Below are 21,407 nucleotides of genomic sequence, written 5' to 3'. Positions count from 1 at the left end.
TCCCAATCAAATTCCTTTGCATTCAGCCACCGACGCCATGACGACCGTATGCCGGTCAGCCATGAACAATTCCCCCAACCGGCACAGTGCATGGCGCTCATTGGGGATGGCTGTCACTGTTTTGTTTGCGCTGATGTTTGCAACCTTCCAGAGCGTACAGGCGAAGAGCTACGGCGAGATCGAGCAGCAGCGCATCGATCTGGTTTTCCCCAAAGCCGACAGCGTTTCCGCGCCGCAAGGCGAGTTCAAGGTGCGCACCCTGTCGCGTGGCGACGAGGTGCTCGGTTACGTATTTCAGAGCCTGGATGTGGTCGATATCCCGGCCTATTCCGGCAAGCCGATCAATATGCAGGTGATCCTCGACACGGCTGGCGTGATTCAGGACGCCTATGTGCTCGAACACCATGAGCCGATCCTGCTGATCGGCATTCCCGAAGCCAAGCTGCACGCCTTCAACGCCAAGTACAAAGGCATCAAGGTCAACCAGCGGGTGGTGGTCGGCCGTTCCAGTGACCCCGATGCGGTGACCGTGGATGCGGTGACCGGCGCCACCGTGACGGTGATGGTGGTCAACGAGGTGGTGATGCGCGCCGCCCAAAACGTGGCGGTGTCGCTCGGCCTGGTCGAAGACGCTGCCAGTCAGGCGCAAAAACCGGCCACGGTGCGCGAGGATCTCTATCAGCCCGCCAGCTGGAGTCAACTGACGGGTAATGGCGCCATTCGCCGCCTGCACCTGACCCGTGGTCAGGTCGACGAGGCCTTCAAGGGCAGCGAAGCTGAAGGCATCGAGGAGGCCTCGCCCGACCAGATCGACGAGACCTTTATCGACCTCTACACCACGCACCTGAATCCGCCGACCATCGGCCGCAACCTGCTCGGCGACAGCCAGTACCGCTTCCTGATGGACACACTCAAACCCGGCGAACAGGCAATTGCCGTACTGGGCAGCGGCGAGTATTCGTTCAAGGGCTCGGGCTATGTGCGCGGTGGCATCTTCGATCGAGTGCAGTTACGCCAGTTCGGTGAAACCATCAGCTTTCATGATCGCGATTTCGAGCGTCTGAGCGATGTCTATGCCGAGGGCATGCCCGACTTCAAGGAAATGGCGATCTTTATCGTGCGCCAGCCGTCCGGCTTCGATCCGGGCTCGCCCTGGGCCCTCGAGCTCCTGGTTAAGCGGCAGACAGGACCGATCAGCGGCATCTTCAGCAGTTTCGAACTGCCATACCAGATGCCCGAAGAATACCTCCAGCGCCCGCTGCCGACCGCCGCTGAACTGGCCGTGCTTGAAGAAGCAAACCGGCCGCTGTGGCTGAACATCTGGTACCAGAAGAGCTTCCAGATTGGCGTAATACTCGTCGCTTTACTGCTGCTCACGGTGATCCTGTTCCTTCAGGACAAATTCACCCAGCGCCCGCATTTCCTCCATTGGCTGCGTCGTGGCTACCTGATCTTCACCGTGGTGTTTATCGGTTGGTACGCCCTGGGCCAGTTGTCGGTGGTCAACGTGCTGACCTTCGTCCACGCCCTGGTGCAGGACTTCCGCTGGGAGCTGTTTCTCACCGACCCGGTGATCTTCATTCTCTGGACCTTCACCGCCGCCAGCATCCTGCTCTGGGGCCGTGGCGTGTTCTGCGGCTGGCTGTGCCCGTTCGGCGCCTTGCAGGAGCTGATCAACGAGGCCGCGCGCAAGCTGAAGATCCGTCAGTTCGAGTTGCCCTTCGCGCTGCATGAACGGCTCTGGGCGATCAAGTACATCATTCTGTTGCTGCTGTTCGGCCTGTCCCTGGAGTCGCTGGCCACCGCCGAGCGTTTCGCCGAAGTGGAGCCGTTCAAGACCGCCATCACCCTGAAGTTTGATCGCCAATGGTGGTTCGTGCTCTACGCGGTGCTGCTCCTGGTGATCAACATCTTCACCCGCAAGGTCTACTGCCGTTACGTCTGCCCGCTGGGCGCGGCGCTGGCCATTCCGAGCAAATTCCGCCTGTTCGACTGGCTCAAGCGCCGTAAGGAATGCGGCAGTCCGTGCCAGTTGTGCGCCAAGGAATGCGAGATCCAGGCCATTCATCCCGACGGCCATATCAATGCCAACGAGTGCCACTACTGCCTCGATTGCCAGATGACCTACCACAACGACGACAAGTGCCCGCCGCTGATTCTGAAGAAAAAGAAGCGCGGCAAGCCCTCACCCCTACAGCCCGATTTGATCCCGGTAGTACAGGTGGTCGTGCCCTGAGCAAGCCTTTCGGCAGCGAGGGTACGACCCGCTCGATAGTCAGTTTTATCCAGTCAAGGAGCAGAACCCATGAGCGATAAAGAGTCGAAGAGCACCCCGATAAGCGCCACCAACCAGTTGGAAAAATCTGGCCTGAGCCGCCGCGGTTTCCTCGGCGCATCAGCCATCACCGGCGCGGCAGTGGCTGCGACGGCACTGGGCGGCACGGTGATGAGCCGCGAATCCTGGGCGGCGGCGGTCAGCGAGTCGAAGGCGAAGATTCACGTCGGCCCGGGCGAACTGGACGATTACTATGGTTTCTGGAGTGGTGGCCACCAGGGCGAAGTGCGGGTAGTGGGTGTGCCTTCGATGCGCGAGTTGATGCGTATCCCTGTATTCAACGTCGACTCGGCCACCGGCTGGGGCCTGACCAACGAAAGCAAGCACATCATGGGTGACAGCGCCAAGTTCCAGAACGGCGACTGCCACCACCCGCACATCTCCATGACCGACGGCAAATACGACGGCAAGTACCTGTTCATCAACGACAAGGCCAACAGCCGGGTCGCACGTATCCGTCTGGATATCATGAAGTGCGACAAGATGATCACCGTGCCCAACGTCCAGGCCATCCACGGCCTGCGTCTGCAGAAGGTGCCGTACACCAAGTACGTGTTCGCCAACGCCGAGTTCGTCATCCCCCATCCCAACGATGGCAGCACTTACGACCTGCAGGACAAGAACAGCTACACCATGTTCAACGCCATCGACGCCGAAACCATGGAAATGGCCTTCCAGGTCATCGTCGACGGCAACCTGGATAACACCGACGCCGACTACACCGGCAAGTACGCCGCCTCCACCTGCTACAACTCGGAGAAGGCCTACGACCTCGGCGGCATGATGCGCAACGAGCGCGACTGGGTGGTGGTGTTCAACATCCAGCGCATCGAGGCAGCGATCAAGGCTGGCAAGTTCACCACCCTCGGCGACTCCAAAACGCCGGTGGTCGACGGCCGCGAAGGTTCGCCGCTGACCCGTTACATCCCGGTGCCGAAGAACCCGCACGGCTGCAACACCTCGTCCGACGGCAAGTACTTCATCGCCAATGGCAAGTTGTCGCCGACCGTGTCGATGATCGAGATCGCCAGACTCGACGATTTGTTCGACGACAAGCTCAAGGACCCGCGCGACGCCATCGCCGCCGAACCCGAGCTGGGCCTGGGCCCGCTGCACACCACTTTCGACGGTCGCGGCAACGCCTACACCACGCTGTTCATCGACAGCCAGGTGGTCAAATGGAACATGGCCGAGGCCGTGCGCGCCTACAAGGGCGAGAAGGTCAACTACATCAAGCAGAAGCTCGATGTGCACTACAACCCGGGGCACATCCACGCCTCGCTGTGCGAAACCAGCGAAGCCGACGGCAAGTGGCTGATCGCCCTGAGCAAGTTCTCCAAGGACCGCTTCCTGCCGACTGGCCCGCTGCACCCGGAAAACGATCAGCTGATCGACATCTCCGGCGATGAAATGAAGCTGGTGCATGACGGCCCGACCTTCGCCGAACCGCATGACTGCACCATGGCGCGTCGTGACCAGATCAAGACCCGCAAGATCTGGGACCGCAACGACCCGTTCTTCGCCCCCACCGTCGAGCTGGCAAAGAAGGACGGCATCAACCTGGAAACCGACAACAAGGTCATCCGCGAGGGCAACAAGGTCCGCGTGTACATGACCTCGATGGCGCCGTCCTACGGCCTGACCGAGTTCAACGTCAACCAGGGCGATGAAGTCACCGTGACCATCACCAACATCGACCAGATCGAGGATGTGTCCCACGGTTTCGTCATGGTCAACCACGGCGCGAGCATGGAAATCAGCCCGCAGCAGACCTCGTCGATTACCTTCATCGCCGACAAGCCGGGCCTGCACTGGTACTACTGCAGCTGGTTCTGCCATGCCCTGCACATGGAAATGGTCGGCCGCATGATGGTTAAGCCAGCGTAAGGGCTGTCGAGGGTGGGCATGGCCGAGCCTTGTCCACCGCGTTGAGGAGTGCGGACAAGCCTCGGCATGTCCGCTCTACGCGTATCAGGCTTTGCAGATAAGCATCGCTGGTTCCCACGCTCCGGGCTTGGACGCTCTGCGTCCTGCTTGGCGGAGGACGGGCGCAGAACGCCCGGCGTTGCACGCCCACGGGGATGGTTCGGCGTGAGAACGATCAGAAAATCACTCAAGGTAACAACCCAGTGTTAAACACTCAGGCAATGGCATGGTTTCGCGTTACAGCGCTATTGCTGCTTATCCTCTGCGGCGCTGCCCAGGCGACGCCGCAAACCATCACCGCGCTGCCGCTACAGGCGCAGGGCGAAAACCGCTGGCGGCTGCCCGCCGGCGAGTATCAGGGGTTGTTCAGCATCGATCAGCCGATGCACATCCTTTGCGAGCCGGGCGCCGTATTGCAGGGGCAAGGGCAGGGCAACGGTCTGCTTATCAGTGCACCGGACGTAACCGTCGAAGGCTGCACGCTACTCGACTGGGGCCGTGACATGACCGCCATGAACGCCGCCATATTTATCCAGCCCAAGGCTCGCGGCGCAGTGATCAAAAACAATCGCATGCAGGGCCCGGGCTTCGGCATCTGGGTAGACGGTACGGCGGACGTGAGCCTGATCGGCAACAGCATCCAGGGCGATGCCAGTATCCGCTCGCAGGATCGCGGCAACGGCATTCACCTGTATGGGGTGCGCGGCGCCAAGGTCGTCGGCAACCGGGTGCGCGATACCCGTGACGGTATCTATATCGACACTTCCAACGGCAACCTGCTCGAAGGCAATACCCTGGAAGACCTGCGCTACGGCGTGCACTACATGTTCTCCAACAACAATCAGGTGCTCGGCAATCTGACCCGGCGCACCCGCACCGGCTATGCGCTGATGCAAAGCCATCATCTGACGGTGATCGGTAATCGCTCCGAGCAGGACGAGAACTACGGCATCCTGATGAACTACATCACCTATTCGACCATTCGAGACAATCTGGTCCGCGACGTGCGTAGCGGATCGACCGGCGACAGCATGATCTCCGGCGCCGAAGGCAAAGCACTGTTCATCTACAACTCGCTGTTCAATAGCATCGAAAACAACCGCTTCGAACGCAGCACCTTGGGCATTCACCTGACCGCCGGCTCCGAAGGCAACCGCATAGTCGGCAATGCCTTTGTCGGTAACCAGCAGCAGGTCAAGTATGTCGCCACCCGCACCCAGGAATGGTCGGTGGACGGGCGCGGCAATTATTGGAGCGACTACCTGGGGTGGGACCGCAATGACGATGGGGTGGGTGATGTGGCCTATGAGCCTAACGACAACGTCGACCGGCTGCTGTGGCTGTACCCGCAGGTGCGTCTGTTGATGAACAGCCCGAGCATCGAATTGCTGCGCTGGGTACAGCGGGCCTTTCCGGTGATGAAATCGCCAGGCGTGCAGGACAGCTATCCGCTGATGCAACTGCCGAACGCCGATCTGCTGCCAGTAAGCCAGGAGCCAACACCATGAATGCCGTCGAAATCGAAGGCGTGCGCCAGCATTACGACCGCCTGACCGTGTTGCACGACTTGAGTCTGTGTCTGGGCGAAGGCGAAGTGCTTGGCCTGTTCGGCCATAACGGTGCCGGCAAGACCACCACCATGAAGTTGATCCTTGGCCTGCTGCAGCCCAGTGAAGGACAGGTGCGGGTGCTCGGATGCTCGCCCAACGACCCGCAGGTCCGCCGTCAACTCGGTTACTTGCCGGAAAACGTGACCTTCTACCCGCAACTCAGCGGCCGCGAGACCCTGCGTCATTTCGCCCGCCTCAAGGGCGCCGCGCTGACGCAGGTGGACGAACTGCTGGAGCAAGTGGGTCTGGCCGACGCCATGAATCGGCGGGTCAAAACCTATTCCAAGGGCATGCGCCAGCGCCTCGGTCTGGCCCAGGCGCTGCTCGGCGTGCCGCGTCTGCTGCTGCTCGACGAGCCCACGGTGGGCCTCGATCCCATCGCCACCCACGACCTCTATCAGCTGGTCGACCGTCTGCGTCAGCAGGGCACCAGCATCATCCTCTGCTCCCATGTCTTGCCTGGGGTCGAGGCGCATATCAACCGCGCCGCGATTCTCGCCCATGGCCGCCTGCAGGCGGTCGGCAGCCTGGCCAGCCTGCGCGAAGATGCCGGCCTGCCGGCAGTGATTCGCGCCAGTGGGCTGAAGCAGAACGCGCAGTTGCTGCAACGCTGGCACGCCGCCGGGCATGAGGCGCGCTCAGTTGGCGTCGACGGCGTCGAAGTGGTGGTGATCAATGGCCACAAGCTCGGCCTGCTGCGCCAGTTGCTCGGTGAGGATGAGGTCCAGGATATCGACATCCACCAGCCGTCGCTGGAGGACCTCTACCGTTATTACATGGAGCGGGCCAGCATTGTGCCGGGCGCGGAGGGCAGAACATGAACCAGGTGTGGAACATCGCGCGCAAGGAGTTGAGCGACGGCCTGCGCAATCGCTGGTTGCTGTCCATCAGTCTGCTGTTCGCCGTGCTGGCCGTGGGCATCGCCTGGTTAGGTGCGGCGGCCTCCGGGCAACTGGGCTTTACCTCGATTCCGGCGACCATCGCCAGCCTGGCCAGCCTGGCCACCTTCCTGGTGCCGTTGATCGCGCTGTTACTGGCCTATGACGCCATCGTCGGCGAGGACGAGGCCGGCACCCTGATGTTGTTGCTGACCTATCCCCTGGGCCGTGGCCAGTTGCTGCTCGGCAAGTTCGTAGGCCATGGTCTGATTCTGGCGCTGGCCACCCTGATCGGCTTCGGCTGCGCGGCGCTGGCCATCGGCATGCTGGTCAAGGATGTCGAGTTGGGCCTACTGGCCTGGGCCTTCGGCCGCTTCATGTTGTCCTCGACCTTACTGGGCTGGGTGTTTCTGGCCCTGGCCTACGTGCTCAGCAGCAAGGTCAGTGAAAAATCCAGCGCCGCCGGGCTGGCCCTGGGCGTGTGGTTTCTCTTCGTCCTGGTGTTCGACCTGGCCTTGCTGGCGCTGCTGGTACTCAGCGAGGGCAAGTTCAACCCGGATCTGCTGCCTTGGCTGCTGCTGCTCAATCCCGCCGATGTCTACCGGCTGATCAACCTGTCCGGCTTCGCGGCTAGCGGCAATGCCGTCGGCGTGATGGCGCTGGGCGGCGACCTGCCCATCGGCAGCCTGGGGCTGTGGCTGAGCCTGCTGCTGTGGGTCGGAGCGCCGCTGTTGTTGGCCTATTGGCTGTTTCTGCGCCGACCGACGTGACTATCGGCTCGGCCTGGCGTACGCCGCAATCTTCAAGGCCTGTTTCAGCTCAGGAGTTAGCAACGATGAACAATCTCTATAGGCGCACGGCGCGAACCCTGCTGGTGCTGCTGCTCGGTGTGCTGCTGGCCGCCTGCGACGATTCCAAGCAGGAGGTCCAGGCACTCGCGCCGACGGCCATTCACCCGAGCGACGAGTGCCATGTCTGCGGCATGATCATCGCCGACTTCCCCGGGCCCAAGGGCGAGGCAGTGGGCCAGGGCTCGGTGAAGAAGTTCTGTTCGCCGGCGGAAATGCTCGGTTGGTGGCAGCAACCGGAAAATCGCCACCTGAAGGTCAAACTCTACGTCCACGACATGGGCCGCAGCGAATGGGCCAAGCCGGACGACAATTACCTGATCGATGCGACCCAGGCCTATTACGTGACAGGTACGCAGCTCAAGGGCGCCATGGGCGTGGTCCTGGCGTCCTTTGCCGACGAGCAGGCAGCCCGGCAGTTGGCCGAGCGCGAAGGCGGGCGGGTGCTGCGTTTCGCCGAGATCGACCCGTCCGTGCTGCAGATGGGCGCGGCCATGGATATGGGCATGGGCAAGCAGGACGCCAGCCAGGATCATCAACCCGCCGCGCAGTGAAGCCGGCACAGACTCACTACAGGGGGACTCCATCATGGGCATCAGCATCTGGCAGCTACTGATCGTGCTGCTGATCGTGGTCATGCTGTTCGGCAGCAAGCGCCTGCGCAGCCTGGGCTCGGATGTTGGCGGGGCGATCAGCGGATTTCGTAAGTCGATGGGCAGCGGCGATGCGCCGCAACCGCCGGAGTCGAGCAACCCGCCCAAGCCTTAGGGCGCACGCAGGGTGGGTCAGGGGCTTGCGCTACCCGCCAATATCGGCGGCAGGGTGACCCTGCAGGCCTGCCAGGTTCAGCGCTGCGCAAGCGAGCGAGTGAGCTTGCGCGGCCGACGAACGTCTCGGCGCCAGGCGCTGGGTGCCGGCCCAACTCACAAAGCTGATCGCGGTCAAGTCGCCTAAGCCCTTACTCCCTGTAAAAAGACCGTAACAGTTGGCGATTCCCTCGCCACTGTAATATCCCCGGCTGGTGCTGAATTCAGGGCTTGCCGGGTGCTTGACGATCTTTTCAGGAGGCTTGCAGTGCACGTTCTCGACCGGCGTACCGCCTTGAGTATCCCGCCAATCTGGCGTCTTGCCTTTCGCCCGTTTTTCCTCTGCGCCAGCCTCTATGCGCTGGTCGCGATCCCGCTGTGGATGCTGGCCTGGTCTGGCCTGTTGGCGGACTGGCAGCCGAGCGGTGGCTGGCTCGCCTGGCACCGCCACGAGATGCTGTTTGGCTTCGCAGCGGCAATCGCTGCCGGTTTCCTGCTCACCGCGGTGCAGACCTGGACCGGCCAGCCAGGGTTGTCTGGGCGACCACTGATGGTGCTGGCCGGGATCTGGTTGGCGGCGCGCCTGGGCTGGCTATTTGGTTTGCCCCTGGCGGCGCTGATCCCGCTGGACCTGGGCTTCCTACTGGCGCTGGCCGGGGTGATGGCGCGCATGCTCTGGATGGTACGGCAGAAACGTAACTATCCGATCGTGCTGGTGTTGAGCCTGCTGGCTGGCGCCGACGCCTTGCTCCTGAGTGGCCTGGCCCTGGGCGATGATGAGCTGCAACGCCGTGGCGTGCTGGCCGGCCTGTGGTTGATGGCGGCACTGATGGGGTTGATCGGCGGTCGCGTGATCCCGTTCTTCACGCAGCGCGGCCTGGGCCGGCTCAATGCGGTCAAGCCCTGGGTCTGGCTGGATATCGCCCTGTTGGCCGGCACCGCGCTGATCGCCGCGCTCTATGCCGCCGGGGTGGCCCTGCAAGCGCAGCCGCTGCTGGCGCCGCTGTTCCTGGCGGTTGCCGCCGGTCACCTGCTGCGTCTGGCGCGCTGGTACGACCGGGGCATCTGGCGCGTACCGCTGCTCTGGTCGCTGCATCTGGCGATGCTCTGGCTGGTGGTGGCGACTCTCGGTCTGGCGCTGTGGCATGCCGGCCTGCTGGCCAGCTTCAGCCCGGCCCTGCATGGCCTGACCATCGGCGCCATGAGCGGGCTGATCCTGGCCATGATCGCCCGCGTCACCCTGGGCCATACCGGGCGGCCGCTGCAACTACCAGCAGGCATGGCCTGGGCCCTGATGTTGCTCAATCTTGGGGGTGTGGCGCGGGTCTTCGTTTACCCGTTCTGGCCGCAGCAAGGCTTGTGGCTGGCGGTAACCGGATGGTCGCTGGCCTTGGCCATCTACGCCTGGCGCTATGTGCCGATGCTGGTCAAGCCACGGGTGGATGGTCACCCGGGCTGAGTCAAGGCTGGCTAGGTGTTGCGCCGACCGTTTGATCATGCAGCGCCGCGTGTGCCGCGCTGCCCAACCCATTGATGTCCGCTTGCCTGTGCCTGCGCATGGGTGGCCTTGCCGCTCGGTACTGCCGAGCATCGGAGAAACTGATGAGAAACGAATTTCAGGATCGTCTGGCCGTAGTCACCGGAGCCAGTTCAGGTATCGGCCTGGCATTATGCGCCGCGTTGCTGCAACGCGGCGCCAGGGTGCTGGCAATGTCACGCAGCCTGGGCGGCTTGCAGGACCTGCAGGCGAGTCACCCAGAACGCCTGGTCTGGCATGCCGGCGACGTCACCTCGACTGAGGATCTGGCCAGCCTCGGCCTGCGCGCAGCGCAACTGGGCCAGGTGGATTATCTGGTGCCCAACGCGGGTATCGCCGAACTGGCCGAGAGTCTCGACCTGGGGGCATTCGATCGGCAGTGGGCGGTCAACGGTGCCGGTGCCCTGAATACCCTGGCCGCGTTGCGTGATGGACTGGCCAGCCCCAGTTCGGTGGTGTTCATCAGCAGTTTCCTCACCCGTTCGACCTTTCCCGGCCTGGCCGCCTATATCGCCAGCAAGGCGGCGCTTAGCGCCCAGGCGCGCACCCTCGCGGTGGAGTTTGCCCCGGTCGGGGTACGCATCAATCTGGTCTCGCCCGGACCCACGGCAACCTCTATCTGGGGCAGTCTGGGGTTGAGCGAGGAACAGTTGGATGAGGTCGCTGAAACCGTCACCCAACGCCTGCTGCCTGGGCACTTTCTCGACGCTGCGGCTGTGGCCAACGTGATCCTGTTCCAATTGTCGGCCGGTGCCCGCGGCGTCTACGGCCAGGACTGGGTGGTCGATAATGGTTACAGCTTGAGCTGAAGCGGTTAAGCCTTTCTGCCTCTGCGGCACTTTTAAAGCATTAATATTGATCTATATAAGCAATAACATTCATTAGAGATAACTTAACGTCCCCCTCACAATGCGTAGGCACTCATGCCTACGCACCATCTTCTATTGCGCCACCCAGCAGCTGCGTCTACTTGCAGGCGGTCGTGTTTGCACGCGCAAAAACTCGGAACCATGGGTCAAACCCTCTTGCTTCGACTGTGTGCAAGCAATGGGCTGCGACCTTGTCCGCTACAGGACTTTTGGCCTGCGTAGGATTCGCTCCAGCAACTCCCCGATGCCAAGCAGGAATAATGCAAGAACAGCTTCTCGACTGGTTCAGGTCTTTCACCCCCGCACCGCTCAATGCCCGCGCCCAGGAATGGCTGCGCGTCGCCATCGGTATTGCGCTCGGCATGTCGCTGTGCGTTTCGATCGGCATCAGTTTGTTCGGCGCTCCGATCACCTTGCATATCGCTGCGCCTGTCGCTGCCTCCGCCGTATTGCTGTTCGGTGCGTCGTCCAGTCCGTTCGCTCAGCCATGGTCGATCCTGGCGGGCAATATGTGCGCCGCCCTGATTGGCATCAGTCTGGGCTTGAGTACGCTGGATAGCGTGACTGCGACTGTGCTGGCCGCCAGTCTCTCGCTGTTCTGCCTATTTGCCTTGCGCTGCCTGCACCCACCAAGTTGTGCATTGGCGGTGGTGGCCGCCAGTGGTGGCCTGGGGAGCGACCTAGGCTACGCCGTGCTCTATCAGGTCGCATTCAGCTCGCTGTTGCTGGTGGCCATAGCCTTGCTCTACAACAACCTGACCGGCCACATTTACCCGAAACCGCGTCGATCCGGGGAGAACCGCCACCACACTCGCGATCCATTACCGGCTGAGCGTCTGAGCTTCAGTCGCGACGATATGGATCGGGCCCTCGAGGAGTTCGGCGAATATGTCGATGTCACCCGGGACGATCTCGCACGGCTGATCAAGCAAACCGAGAAACATGCCTTGCGCCGCAGCATGGGCGAGATCAGCGCGGCCGATATCATGTCACGCGATCTCTATTCGGCGGCGCCGGATAGCTTTATCCAACAGGCGTGGCAGACCCTGCGAGAACACCACCTGCGTTCGTTGCCGGTCGTGGAGGAGGGCAGTGGCAAGCTGATCGGCATCGTCACCCTGATCGATCTGCTCAAACAGTTGCAGCCCAGCCGGGCGCGGGTCAATGTCGGCCGCCTGAAGTACCCGCGCGGAACCAAGCTGCGCTCGATCATGAGTGCGCCCGTGGTTGCAGTGAAACAGGACGTTCACATGGTCGAGCTGGTATTCCTGCTCTGCGACCGCGGCCTGCATTGCCTGCCGGTGGTGGATGAGCACGAGCGGCTGGTGGGCATGATCACCCAGACTGATCTGATCGCGGCGCTATACCGCAACTGGCTCAAGCAGCTTGCGGATTGAGTCGCCACCAGCTTGCGTCGCGCCAGGGCCGGTGCGACGAACCCGCCAAGATGCTTCAAATCTCGTAAGCCCCGCGTGACCAGTCGATGTCGTCCAGGGCCACCTCGCGCACCAGTTGCAGGGCCCTGCGCAAGGCCGGATTGTCGGCCGCTCTGGGGTAAACCAGATAGATCGGGTAGGAGAACTCCGGCGCCATCTCCACGCGCTTGAGAATGCCTTCATCGATATAGCGCTGCACCACGCGGGTGCGGAAGTAGCCGCGACCGCCACACTGCAGCAGGTACTGCAGAGCCAGTGACCCGAGGTCGAAGGAAAGGGTGGTACGGGTGTGTTCCGGCAGGGCATTGTCGTGCAGTTGGCGAAACGTCGGGCCCCAGTCGACATACATATAGGGCTCGGGGTGATGGGTCTGTACCACCAGAATCAGCTTTTCCTCGAGCAATTGCTCGACCTGCAGGTTCGGCCAATACTCCGGCTGATGGACCAATGCCGCGTCGAGCACGCCCAGGTCGAGTTGTTGCTGGAGCTGGCCGCCACTGGTCACTACGCTACGCACGGCATGAGCAGGCATAACCTGGTGCAGGCGCTCTACCCAGGCCAGCATCAGCGGGTTGCACAGGCTCATCTCCGAACCCAGGGTCAGCAGGTCGGCGGAGCCGCGTGGCAAGGGCAAATCCCGCCGCGCCGCCTCCCAGGTCTGTACCAGATGGGAGGCATAGGTGACAAAACGCTCGCCGTCCGGGGTCAACCGGGCCCCGCCACGGTTGCGCACGAACAGCCTGCAGCTGAGTTGGTTTTCCAGGTTATGGATTCGCGCCGTCACCGCTGTCTGGGTGATATGCAGGCGCTCTGCGGTGGCGATGAAACTGCCGCTGCGCATGATGTCCAGGAAGGTGCGGGCGAGGTCGATGTCCATTGCGCTGCTTCGCTTCAATAATATTGATGTGAAGCCGCATTGTATTTCATGTTGCGCAGATCCAGCGCCTGCACACCCGCCGTGCGCAATAGGGGATTCAGGACGTCATCATCTGTTCGCCAGAAGCGTTGGCGTGGTGAAAGCGCGACGACGTCCCCTGGCTGGTTACTTGAGGCTCAGCACCCATTCGGCGAGGATCTTCGCTTCTTCGTCTGTGACCGGGTTGGCCGGCATCGGCATCGGACCCCAGTTGCCCTGAGTGCCGTTCTTGATCCGGCCGGCCAGCAACTCGACGGCGCCTTCGGTGCCGGCGTACTTGGCGGCTACTTCCTTCAACGCCGGGCCGACCATCTTCATGTCGACGTTATGGCACGCCGCGCAGGGCTTGCTCTTGAACAGCGCCTCGGCGGCAGCGGTGTCGGCGGCGAAGGCCGGTTGCAAGCTCAGCGCAGCGCCGAGGGCGAACAATGGGACCAGGATTCTCTTCATGATGAATACTTCCTCAAGGCTATTGGAGCAGGGCATAGGCCCCACCAGGTATGGGTGCAGTCATTATTGTGCGGTTTGATCGTGGGCCCTGCCTACATCCGCAGTTCGACGGTGCCATGGCCGCTTGTAGCTGACTATAGACCGCTCATAACCGTGCTGGGTTCGATTTGCAGTGGTGTGAGTACAGGCTGAATTGGCTAATGACACGGTCAATTGATTTATCGTTGCGCCAGCATAACCAGGCTGATTGCCTATGGACTTGACCACAATCAAGAGATGTTCGCGTGCGCCTTGAGGGCAGCGGCTGGTCGCGGGTAGCGTGCAGGCATGATTAATCACTGCGGTGAGGTACTGACTGTGAATGCACCTGTGAAACTAGTCGAAACGGCTGCCGTGCTGGATGCGCCGTTCTACCAACAACTGGGCAATGAGCAAGTGTTGTTCGAGCAGGCCTGGCAGCACGGCATGCCGGTGCTGATCAAGGGGCCGACCGGCTGCGGCAAAACCCGCTTCGTTCAGTACATGGCGCACCGCCTGAACCTGCCGCTGTACACCGTGGCCTGCCATGACGACCTGTCCGCCGCCGATCTGGTCGGCCGTCACCTGATCGGCGCCCAGGGCACCTGGTGGCAGGACGGCCCGCTGACCCGGGCCGTTCGCGAGGGCGGCATCTGCTACCTCGACGAAGTGGTCGAGGCGCGCCAAGACACTGCTGTGGTGCTGCACCCGCTGGCCGATGACCGCCGCGAGCTGTACCTGGAACGCACCGGTGAAGTGCTGCGCGCGCCGCCTGGTTTCATGCTGGTGGTGTCCTATAACCCCGGCTACCAGAACCTGCTCAAAGGCATGAAACCGAGTACCCGCCAGCGGTTCGTCGCCTTGCGCTTCGGTTATCCGCCGGTGGCCGAGGAGGAGCGCATCGTCGCCAACGAGGCGCGGGTCGGTGCCGATCTGGCCGCGCAGGTGGTCAAGCTCGGCCAGGCTCTGCGCCGACTGGAACAGCATGACCTGGAGGAGGTCGCCTCGACGCGCCTGCTGATCTTCGCCGCGCGCATGATCGGCTCCGGCATGAGTCCGCGCGATGCTTGCCTGGCCTGTCTGGCCGAGCCGCTGTCGGACGATCCGCAGACCGTGGCCGCGCTGATGGACGTGGTCGATGTCCACTTCGCTTGAGACCTTCGCCAGTCCGCCCCGGCGTCTGCCGGGCGACCTGGCGATGTGGTTCTTCATTCTCGCCGAGCTGACGGTCTTCGCCCTGCTGATTCTCACCTTCGCCGTGGCCCAGGCCTTGCAGCCGCAGTTGTTCCACGACAGTCGCCAGTTGCTCGACAGCTCCACCGGCCTGGCGCTGACCCTGAGCCTGCTGACCTCCGGGCTGTTCGCCGCGCTGGCCCTGGAGCAGGTGCGCCAGGCGCGCACATCGCGGGCGGCCTGGTTGCTGCTCGCGGCGCTGCTGTCGGCCAGCGTCTATGTGCTGTTGAAACTCAGTGAGTACAGCCATCTGGCTGGGGCGGGGCTGGGCATTGAGCACAACACCTTCTTCACGCTGTACTGGATGCTCACCGGCTTTCATTTCGTCCATGTGCTGCTGGGCTTGCTGATCCTCGGCTGGTTGGCCGAGCGCTGTCGGCGCCGCGCCTATGGCCCGGACACTTGCAGCGTGATGGAGTCCGGCGTGCTGTATTGGCACATGGTCGATCTGGTCTGGGTGTTGCTGTTTCCGCTGGTTTATATCTTGAACTGAGCCCTGCGCTGCATCGACGAGGTCGCCATGTCTGCTTCAAATACCCTGATTCTCTGCTGGCTGGGGCTGGCCGCGCTGTCCGTGACCAGCGTGCAACTGGGCAATGCCGGTGCGACCTTGTTAATGACCGGCGCCGTGTTGCTCGCCGCCTTGGGCAAGGCCTGGCTGATTGCCGATGGCTTCATGGAGTTGCGTCACGCCCCGCGTATGTGGCGCTGGCTGCTGCTGGGCTGGCCGTTGGCGCTGGCGCTGGGCGTGCTGCTGAGCCTCGCGCTCAGGGGATAATTCGCGGGCAGTGCGCAGGCCGTAGGGTGGACTCAGGAGCGCAGCGAACAGTCCACCGTTGTTACCACAAGACAACCACCGTGAGGCCAGCACCGGCGTACTGCTTCACGAGTTCGCCCTCCGCTTTACCCATGCTCATGCAGTGATCGCCGCGCCGGGCATTGCTCACCTGCCTGCTTGTTCTTCGCTGTTCCTCTTCTCGCTGGCCATACCCGAGTAAAACCATCGGGCTTTCCGGCTTTCTTGATTGCGATCAAGCAGGTTTCGTTAGCAGGCTTTCTAGAATGGACTCGCCAAGTAAAGAGGAAGCGACCATGTCAGAGACCTTCACCAAGAGCATGGCCAGGAATATCTACTTTGGGGGGAGCGTGTTCTTCTTCCTGGTATTCCTGGCCCTGACTTACCACACCGAGCAGACCTTTCCAGAACGCAGCAACGCCTCGGAGTTGAACGACTCTGTGCTGCGCGGCAAAGCGGTCTGGGAAAACAACAACTGCATCGGCTGCCACAGCCTGCTGGGCGAGGGCGCCTACTTCGCGCCGGAGCTGGGCAATGTGTTCGATCGTCGGGGCGGCGAGACGGCCTTCAAGCCGTTCCTGCATGCCTGGATGAAGGCGCAGCCCCTGGGCGTTCCAGGGCGCAGGGCAATGCCGCAATTCAATTTGAGCGAGCGGGAAGTGGACGATATGGCGGAGTTCCTCAAGTGGACTTCGAAGATCGATACCAACAACTGGCCGCCAAACAAGGAGGGCTGATAGATGACCAGCGTAAATCCACATCTGAAATTCGCCTCGCAAGCCGTGGCCAAGCCATACTTCGTGTTCGCCCTGATGCTGTTCCTCGGGCAGATCCTGTTCGGTCTGATCATGGGCCTGCAGTACGTGGTCGGCGACTTCCTGTTCCCGCTGATTCCCTTCAACGTGGCGCGGATGGTGCACACCAACCTGCTGATCGTCTGGCTGCTGTTCGGCTTCATGGGGGCGGCGTATTACCTGATTCCGGAAGAGGCCGATCGTGAGCTGCACAGCCCGAAACTGGCGATCATCCTGTTCTGGATATTCGCTGCCGCCGGCGTGCTGACCATTCTCGGTTATCTGTTCGTGCCCTATGCGGGCCTGGCCAAGATGACCGGCAATGAGCTGCTGCCGACCATGGGCCGGGAGTTCCTGGAACAACCGACCATCACCAAGATGGGCATCGTGGTGGTGGCCCTGGGCTTTCTCTACAACATCGGCATGACCCTGCTCAAAGGTCGCAAGACCACCATCAGCATGGTCATGATGACCGGTCTGATCGGCTTGGCGGTGTTCTTCCTGTTTTCCTTCTACAACCCGGGCAACCTGGCGCGCGACAAGTACTACTGGTGGTTCGTGGTGCACCTGTGGGTGGAAGGCGTTTGGGAACTGATCATGGGGGCGATGCTCGCCTTCGTCCTGATCAAGGTCACCGGGGTGGACCGTGAAGTGGTCGAGAAGTGGCTGTATGTGATCATCGCCATGGCCCTGATCACCGGCATCCTCGGCACCGGTCACCACTTCTTCTGGATAGGGGCGCCGGCGGTCTGGCTGTGGGTCGGCTCGATTTTCTCGGCCATGGAGCCGATACCCTTCTTCGCCATGGTGTTGTTCGCCTTCACCATGGTCGGCAAGCGGCGTCGACAGCACCCGAACCGGGCGGCCACCCTGTGGGCCAAGGGCACGACCGTGACGGCCTTCTTCGGCGCTGGCGTATGGGGCTTCCTGCATACCCTGGCACCGGTGAACTTCTACACCCACGGCTCGCAGCTTACCGCGGCGCATGGCCACCTGGCCTTCTACGGTGCCTACGCGATGATCGTGATGACCATGATCAGCTACGCCATGCCGCGTTTGCGTGGCCTCGGCGAAGCGCCGGATGAGCGCTCGCAGACCATCGAGATCTGGGGCTTCTGGTTGATGACCCTGTCGATGGTGGCGATCACCCTGTGTCTGACGGCTGCAGGCGTGGTGCAGGTGATGCTGCAACGCTGGCCGACGGATGGCACTGCGCTGTCGTTCATGAGTACAGTCGACCAGTTGGCCGTGTTCTTCTGGCTGCGTCTGGCGGCCGGGGTGGTCTTCCTGATCGGCTTGCTCTGCTACCTGTACAGCTTCAAGCAGCGTGGCCGGGCCACGGCCCGTGATGAAGCCGCCTTAGCCGTTTCGGCCTGAGGCCTAAGCGCTAACTAACTCTCGGCCCGGCTGGTACAGCGGGCCGTTTTGCATTTGGCTCTGCGGAGCACAGCGAGCAAGGTGAAGCAGATGGCTTTTACCGTCGAACTGGAAGAGTGGGTGGGTAGTGTCTGGCACCGCTTCATCACCCGGCGTGCCAGCCCGGATTTTCCCGAGGCGCGGGTCGAGTTGGCCAGTATGCAGCGGCCCCTGGCAGTGTTGTTTCGCGCCATGGGCGGCGCCAGTGGCGTCGGGGTGGAGGCCGCCAGCGCCCGCGACCTGGTGCTGCGGCGCAACCTGCTGCAACAGGTGGCTGGCACCTGCAAGCAAATGCCGGTGGCCTGGTGCGATGCCAGCAACCTGCGCCTGCCGCCGAACCTGGCGGTGTACCCCGAAGTTGCGCTGAATCAGGATCTGTATCGCTGGCTGGCGCTGCTGGCCGCACAAGCGGGAGAGATGCGCCACTGGGCGCGTGACAACCAGCGCTGGACCCGGCAGTTGTTGCAGGCCTACCCGGCCCTGCGCCCACGCTACCAGCGCCTGGTCGAGGCCCATCTGCAGTTGCGCCCCGATCCTGAGCAGCTGGGCAAGGGCGAGGCGGCGCTGGAGATGGCGCTCTGTCAGGCCCTGCGCGAACCGGGCAGCGTCGAGCATTTTCCGCGCAGCGAACTGGCCCCCTGGCCGTTGCCGCTGTGGCTGTACCCGGCGGAAAACCTCGGCGAACCCCAGGCCTGTGAGCTGGGCGAGGAAAGTGAGGGCAACTTGCTGACCCCGCCGGGCGAGCAGAAGGTCGGGCCCAAGCGCGCCAAGCGAGTCGAGGAGAGCACCAGCAAGGGCGGTCTGTTGATCTTCCGCCTGGAGAACCTGTTCAGCTGGTCCGAGCATGTCGAACTGGATCGCTGCAGCGACGACAGCGAAGACCTGGACGCCGCGCGGGTCGCCGAGGATCTCGACGAACTCGCCCTGTCCAAGCAACGCCTGCGCAAGGGCGGCGGACTCAAGTTGCACCTCGATCTGCCACCGGCGGACGTCGACGACATTCCGCTGGGCGAAGGTATCAAGCTGCCGGAGTGGGACTATCGCAAGCAGAGCCTGCGCGAGGACTTCGTCAACCTGCAGATGATGGTGCCGCGTGGCAGCGAGCCGCAGCCGCTGCCCCTGCGTCTGGCGCCGCTGGCCAAGCGCTTGCGCCGCCAGTTCGAGCACCTGCGCAACGATCGCCAGTGGCTGCGTCAGCAACCCCAGGGCTCGGAGCTGGATATGCAGGCCTGGCTGGATTTTCACGTCGAGCGTCAGCATGGCCAGTGCGCCGAACGTGGCCTGTTCATGGAGCAGCGCCACACGCGCCGCGACCTGGCCTGCCTGCTGCTGGCGGATGTGTCGATGTCCACCGATGCGCACCTGGACGATGAGCACCGGGTAATCGAGGTGATCAGCGACAGCCTGCTGCTGTTCGGTGAAACCCTGGCCGCCCTGGGCGACGAGTTCGCCCTCTATGGCTTCTCCTCGCTGCGCCGCCAGCAGGTGCGCATGCAGGAGCTTAAGTCGTTCAAGCAGCGCTACGACGACAACACCCGCGGGCGCATTCAGGCCCTCAAGCCCGGCTATTACACCCGTATGGGCGCGGCCATCCGCCAGGCCACCGTGCTGCTCGGCGCGTGCAAGCAGCGGCGCAAACTGCTGCTGTTAGTGACCGATGGCAAACCCAACGACCTCGACCTCTACGAAGGCCGCTATGGCGTCGAGGACACCCGCGAAGCGGTGCTGGAGGCGCGACGCCAGGGCCTGTTGCCGTTCTGCATCACCATCGACAGCGAAGCCGGCGATTACCTGCCGTACATGTTCGGCGCCAATGGCTACACCCAGATCCGCCAGCCCCAGCAATTGCCGCTGCGCCTGCCGCAGCTGTACCGCCAGTTGACCCAGGTATGACTGGCCATGCCGGTATTGGCTGTTTGATCGCTCCCACGCTCCAGCGTGGGAGCGTGCCTGTGAAGCTGGCGGTGTGGACGCTGGAGCGTCGAGGACTGCCTTTCCACGCGGAGCGTGGGGACGATCAAAAACGTTTTAGTTGATGGCTGGCTTGCTGGCTCCCGCACTCCAGCATAGGAGCCAGCCTGTGGCGCCCTGCATCACGTAATGCGCTGGCGGTAGGGACGCCGGAGCGTCGAGGGCTGGATTGCCACGCGCAGCGTAGGGACGATCAATTATCGGCAGAGGGATTTTCTGCAGGACGGTTCAGACGATGCTGCGCGGCAACCAGACGGCCATCACCGCGCAGAACACGGTCAGGCCGATGCAGAACCAGAGAAAACGCCGCTGCCGACGTTCGACAGCAGCATCTGCCAAGGCCGGCAGGGGCATGCCGCAGTGGTGGCACTCAGCTTTCCCGGGCGGGTTGTCGCGTTGGCAATACAGGCATTTAGACATGGCGAGCGCTCAGACGCGAAGACCGGCAATTCACTCGAACTGCTCCAGGCGCAGGCGATCGAGAATCACGATCTGACGGCCTTCCTGGCTGATGATTTCCTCGTCGATCAGGCGGCGCATGATCCGCGAGAAGGTTTCCGGCTGGATCGACAGGTGCCCGGCAATCAACTGCTTGGCCATCGGCAGCTCGAAACTGTTGCCTGCGTCCGGCTGGCGGGCGAGCTGAGTGATCAGGTAGCGCACCACGCGGTGGGTGGCGTTTTTCAGCGACAGCGTTTCGATCTCGTTGACCCGCTGGTGCAGGCGCACACAGAGCTTGCCGAGCAGGGCAAAGGTCAGCCGGCTGTTGCTCTGCAGCAGGCGCATGTAGGTGCTGTTGGCGATGCGGTAAAGCTGAGTCGGGCATACCGCCTCGGCCGAGGCGACGTAGTTGGGCGTGTCCATCAGCATCATGGCTTCGGCAAAGGTCTGCCGATTGCCGATGACCTCGAACACCTTCTCCTGCCCATCCGGGGTCAGGCGGTAGATCTTCACCGCGCCGGCGATGACGAAATAGAACGAATGGGCCGGCTCGCCCTGGCGGAACAAGGGCTCACCCTTGTCGATGCTGAGCAGTTGACTGGTGCTCATCAGTTCATCCATTTGCTCTTCGTTCAGCGGCTCGAACAAATGGTGACTGCGGAGAATCTGGTGATGAACGCGATGAAGCACCATAAAAGACATCCTGATTGTTGGGCGTGAAGAGCGGCCCCGAGCGGCCTTGAGTCGGACCCTGGGCGTGACGGGCTGACGACTCGGTCTTGCGTGGTGAACCTGGTACTAGCAGACAGCCCGGCTGGCGGGCTGCTGCCACTCGATACCGCTGGTGGCCAGGGCCATGTCGGTGGCGACACTCAGGGCAACGCCGCTGGCCATGGCCAATACCGAGGCCAGGACCAGATACCAGGCTAGCGGTTGCAGAACTTTTTTCATGTGGACTCCTTGCATGGCGGTCATTCATGTCGAATCGCGGTTATCTATAGCTATCCTTGAGCAAGCCGCGTGCCATCTGCAATTCATTGAATTTAAAGGCTTTACTCAGTTGTTATGGTAAAAATGACTGAGCGCCTTTAGGGTTGAAAATACCACTGTGGTCTTTTTAACCCTGC

21 protein-coding genes are annotated in these 21,407 nt (G+C 62.3%); 16 read left to right on the top strand and 5 right to left on the bottom strand.

Annotated elements, in window-relative coordinates:
* Window positions 1-133 precede the first annotated feature (133 nt).
* The 10 genes from nosR (at window position 134) to LJY18_RS22010 (ending at window position 12,206) form a co-directional block, all read left to right on the top strand.
* Window positions 134-2,236: a transcriptional regulator NosR gene (nosR, locus tag LJY18_RS22055; protein ID WP_330872789.1), complete on the top strand. Its 2,103-nt coding sequence runs from the start codon at window positions 134-136 to the stop codon at window positions 2,234-2,236.
* A 69-nt stretch (window positions 2,237-2,305) separates the two neighbouring features.
* A complete protein-coding gene (nosZ, locus tag LJY18_RS22050) occupies window positions 2,306-4,222 on the top strand; it encodes a TAT-dependent nitrous-oxide reductase (RefSeq protein WP_238044533.1) in 1,917 nt (638 codons plus the stop codon).
* A gap of 260 nt (window positions 4,223-4,482) precedes the next feature.
* The gene (locus LJY18_RS22045) at window positions 4,483-5,769 is read left to right on the top strand and encodes a nitrous oxide reductase family maturation protein NosD (protein WP_238044531.1); all 1,287 of its coding nucleotides are present in this window, start codon (window positions 4,483-4,485) and stop codon (window positions 5,767-5,769) included.
* Window positions 5,766-6,692: an ABC transporter ATP-binding protein gene (locus LJY18_RS22040; RefSeq protein ID WP_238044530.1), complete on the top strand. Its 927-nt coding sequence runs from the start codon at window positions 5,766-5,768 to the stop codon at window positions 6,690-6,692. Before LJY18_RS22045 ends, LJY18_RS22040 begins: the two co-directional genes overlap by 4 nt.
* Window positions 6,689-7,519, top strand: coding sequence for an ABC transporter permease (locus tag LJY18_RS22035; protein WP_238044528.1), 831 nt, complete (start codon window positions 6,689-6,691; stop codon window positions 7,517-7,519). Before LJY18_RS22040 ends, LJY18_RS22035 begins: the two co-directional genes overlap by 4 nt.
* Before the next feature lie 65 nt (window positions 7,520-7,584).
* Window positions 7,585-8,151 (top strand): nitrous oxide reductase accessory protein NosL, encoded by a 567-nt coding sequence (locus LJY18_RS22030; RefSeq protein WP_238044527.1) that lies wholly within the window; start codon window positions 7,585-7,587, stop codon window positions 8,149-8,151.
* Between the two features lie 34 nt (window positions 8,152-8,185).
* On the top strand, window positions 8,186-8,365 hold the full coding sequence (gene tatA / locus LJY18_RS22025; RefSeq protein ID WP_238044526.1) for a twin-arginine translocase TatA/TatE family subunit: 180 nt from the start codon (window positions 8,186-8,188) through the stop codon (window positions 8,363-8,365).
* Between the two features lie 306 nt (window positions 8,366-8,671).
* A complete protein-coding gene (locus tag LJY18_RS22020; protein WP_238044525.1) occupies window positions 8,672-9,862 on the top strand; it encodes an NnrS family protein in 1,191 nt (396 codons plus the stop codon).
* A 143-nt stretch (window positions 9,863-10,005) separates the two neighbouring features.
* On the top strand, window positions 10,006-10,749 hold the full coding sequence (locus LJY18_RS22015) for an SDR family NAD(P)-dependent oxidoreductase (protein WP_238044524.1): 744 nt from the start codon (window positions 10,006-10,008) through the stop codon (window positions 10,747-10,749).
* Window positions 10,750-11,069: 320 nt separating this feature from the next.
* Entirely contained in the window at window positions 11,070-12,206 is a 1,137-nt protein-coding gene (locus LJY18_RS22010; RefSeq protein ID WP_238044523.1) for an HPP family protein, read from the top strand.
* 55 nt (window positions 12,207-12,261) lie between these two features.
* Here LJY18_RS22010 and LJY18_RS22005 read toward each other — a convergent pair whose 3' ends face one another.
* Complete coding sequence (locus LJY18_RS22005) at window positions 12,262-13,122, bottom strand: LysR family transcriptional regulator (protein WP_238044522.1); 861 nt, start codon at window positions 13,120-13,122, stop codon at window positions 12,262-12,264.
* A 165-nt stretch (window positions 13,123-13,287) separates the two neighbouring features.
* Complete coding sequence (locus tag LJY18_RS22000) at window positions 13,288-13,611, bottom strand: c-type cytochrome (RefSeq protein WP_238044520.1); 324 nt, start codon at window positions 13,609-13,611, stop codon at window positions 13,288-13,290.
* A 393-nt stretch (window positions 13,612-14,004) separates the two neighbouring features.
* Here LJY18_RS22000 and LJY18_RS21995 point away from each other — a divergent pair, with 393 nt between their 5' ends.
* From LJY18_RS21995 to LJY18_RS21970, 6 genes are all read left to right on the top strand, one after another.
* The gene (locus LJY18_RS21995; RefSeq protein ID WP_238044593.1) at window positions 14,005-14,784 is read left to right on the top strand and encodes a CbbQ/NirQ/NorQ/GpvN family protein; all 780 of its coding nucleotides are present in this window, start codon (window positions 14,005-14,007) and stop codon (window positions 14,782-14,784) included.
* Window positions 14,768-15,355, top strand: a complete 588-nt coding sequence (locus tag LJY18_RS21990; protein ID WP_238044518.1) for a cytochrome c oxidase subunit 3 — start codon at window positions 14,768-14,770, stop codon at window positions 15,353-15,355. Before LJY18_RS21995 ends, LJY18_RS21990 begins: the two co-directional genes overlap by 17 nt.
* A 27-nt stretch (window positions 15,356-15,382) precedes the next feature.
* Window positions 15,383-15,640, top strand: coding sequence for a cytochrome C oxidase subunit IV family protein (locus LJY18_RS21985; RefSeq protein ID WP_238044516.1), 258 nt, complete (start codon window positions 15,383-15,385; stop codon window positions 15,638-15,640).
* Between the two features lie 314 nt (window positions 15,641-15,954).
* The gene (locus LJY18_RS21980; RefSeq protein WP_238044514.1) at window positions 15,955-16,395 is read left to right on the top strand and encodes a c-type cytochrome; all 441 of its coding nucleotides are present in this window, start codon (window positions 15,955-15,957) and stop codon (window positions 16,393-16,395) included.
* A gap of 3 nt (window positions 16,396-16,398) precedes the next feature.
* Entirely contained in the window at window positions 16,399-17,829 is a 1,431-nt protein-coding gene (locus LJY18_RS21975; protein ID WP_238044511.1) for a cbb3-type cytochrome c oxidase subunit I, read from the top strand.
* A 90-nt stretch (window positions 17,830-17,919) separates the two neighbouring features.
* A complete protein-coding gene (locus LJY18_RS21970) occupies window positions 17,920-19,761 on the top strand; it encodes a nitric oxide reductase activation protein NorD (protein ID WP_238044508.1) in 1,842 nt (613 codons plus the stop codon).
* Window positions 19,762-20,067: 306 nt separating this feature from the next.
* Here the strand turns inward: LJY18_RS21970 and LJY18_RS21965 are convergent, their stop codons facing one another.
* From LJY18_RS21965 to LJY18_RS21955, 3 genes are all read right to left on the bottom strand, one after another.
* A complete protein-coding gene (locus LJY18_RS21965) occupies window positions 20,068-20,259 on the bottom strand; it encodes a DnrP protein (protein ID WP_238044506.1) in 192 nt (63 codons plus the stop codon).
* Between the two features lie 30 nt (window positions 20,260-20,289).
* Window positions 20,290-20,973, bottom strand: a complete 684-nt coding sequence (locus LJY18_RS21960; RefSeq protein ID WP_238044504.1) for a Crp/Fnr family transcriptional regulator — start codon at window positions 20,971-20,973, stop codon at window positions 20,290-20,292.
* A gap of 105 nt (window positions 20,974-21,078) precedes the next feature.
* Complete coding sequence (locus LJY18_RS21955; protein ID WP_238044501.1) at window positions 21,079-21,231, bottom strand: hypothetical protein; 153 nt, start codon at window positions 21,229-21,231, stop codon at window positions 21,079-21,081.
* Window positions 21,232-21,407: the final 176 nt, after the last annotated feature.

Source organism: Pseudomonas sp. MMS21 TM103 (assembly GCF_022132145.1).
Classification (GTDB): domain Bacteria; phylum Pseudomonadota; class Gammaproteobacteria; order Pseudomonadales; family Pseudomonadaceae; genus Aquipseudomonas.
Note: the sequence above shows the minus strand (reverse complement) of the source record. Positions and strands in the feature narration are given on the sequence as shown.

Excerpts from the sequence above, each read along its gene's own strand:
- nosR (WP_330872789.1), top strand. The coding sequence starts at position 134 with ATGTTTGCAACCTTCCAGAGCGTACAGGCGAAGAGCTACGGCGAGATC.
- nosZ (WP_238044533.1), top strand. The coding sequence starts at position 2,306 with ATGAGCGATAAAGAGTCGAAGAGCACCCCGATAAGCGCCACCAACCAG.
- LJY18_RS22045 (WP_238044531.1), top strand. The coding sequence starts at position 4,483 with ATGGCATGGTTTCGCGTTACAGCGCTATTGCTGCTTATCCTCTGCGGC.
- LJY18_RS22040 (WP_238044530.1), top strand. The coding sequence starts at position 5,766 with ATGAATGCCGTCGAAATCGAAGGCGTGCGCCAGCATTACGACCGCCTG.
- LJY18_RS22035 (WP_238044528.1), top strand. The coding sequence starts at position 6,689 with ATGAACCAGGTGTGGAACATCGCGCGCAAGGAGTTGAGCGACGGCCTG.
- LJY18_RS22030 (WP_238044527.1), top strand. The coding sequence starts at position 7,585 with ATGAACAATCTCTATAGGCGCACGGCGCGAACCCTGCTGGTGCTGCTG.
- tatA (WP_238044526.1), top strand. The coding sequence starts at position 8,186 with ATGGGCATCAGCATCTGGCAGCTACTGATCGTGCTGCTGATCGTGGTC.
- LJY18_RS22015 (WP_238044524.1), top strand. The coding sequence starts at position 10,006 with ATGAGAAACGAATTTCAGGATCGTCTGGCCGTAGTCACCGGAGCCAGT.
- LJY18_RS22010 (WP_238044523.1), top strand. The coding sequence starts at position 11,070 with ATGCAAGAACAGCTTCTCGACTGGTTCAGGTCTTTCACCCCCGCACCG.
- LJY18_RS22005 (WP_238044522.1), bottom strand. The coding sequence starts at position 13,122 with ATGGACATCGACCTCGCCCGCACCTTCCTGGACATCATGCGCAGCGGC.
- LJY18_RS22000 (WP_238044520.1), bottom strand. The coding sequence starts at position 13,611 with ATGAAGAGAATCCTGGTCCCATTGTTCGCCCTCGGCGCTGCGCTGAGC.
- LJY18_RS21990 (WP_238044518.1), top strand. The coding sequence starts at position 14,768 with ATGTCCACTTCGCTTGAGACCTTCGCCAGTCCGCCCCGGCGTCTGCCG.
- LJY18_RS21985 (WP_238044516.1), top strand. The coding sequence starts at position 15,383 with ATGTCTGCTTCAAATACCCTGATTCTCTGCTGGCTGGGGCTGGCCGCG.
- LJY18_RS21980 (WP_238044514.1), top strand. The coding sequence starts at position 15,955 with ATGTCAGAGACCTTCACCAAGAGCATGGCCAGGAATATCTACTTTGGG.
- LJY18_RS21975 (WP_238044511.1), top strand. The coding sequence starts at position 16,399 with ATGACCAGCGTAAATCCACATCTGAAATTCGCCTCGCAAGCCGTGGCC.
- LJY18_RS21970 (WP_238044508.1), top strand. The coding sequence starts at position 17,920 with ATGGCTTTTACCGTCGAACTGGAAGAGTGGGTGGGTAGTGTCTGGCAC.
- LJY18_RS21965 (WP_238044506.1), bottom strand. The coding sequence starts at position 20,259 with ATGTCTAAATGCCTGTATTGCCAACGCGACAACCCGCCCGGGAAAGCT.
- LJY18_RS21960 (WP_238044504.1), bottom strand. The coding sequence starts at position 20,973 with ATGGTGCTTCATCGCGTTCATCACCAGATTCTCCGCAGTCACCATTTG.
- LJY18_RS21955 (WP_238044501.1), bottom strand. The coding sequence starts at position 21,231 with ATGAAAAAAGTTCTGCAACCGCTAGCCTGGTATCTGGTCCTGGCCTCG.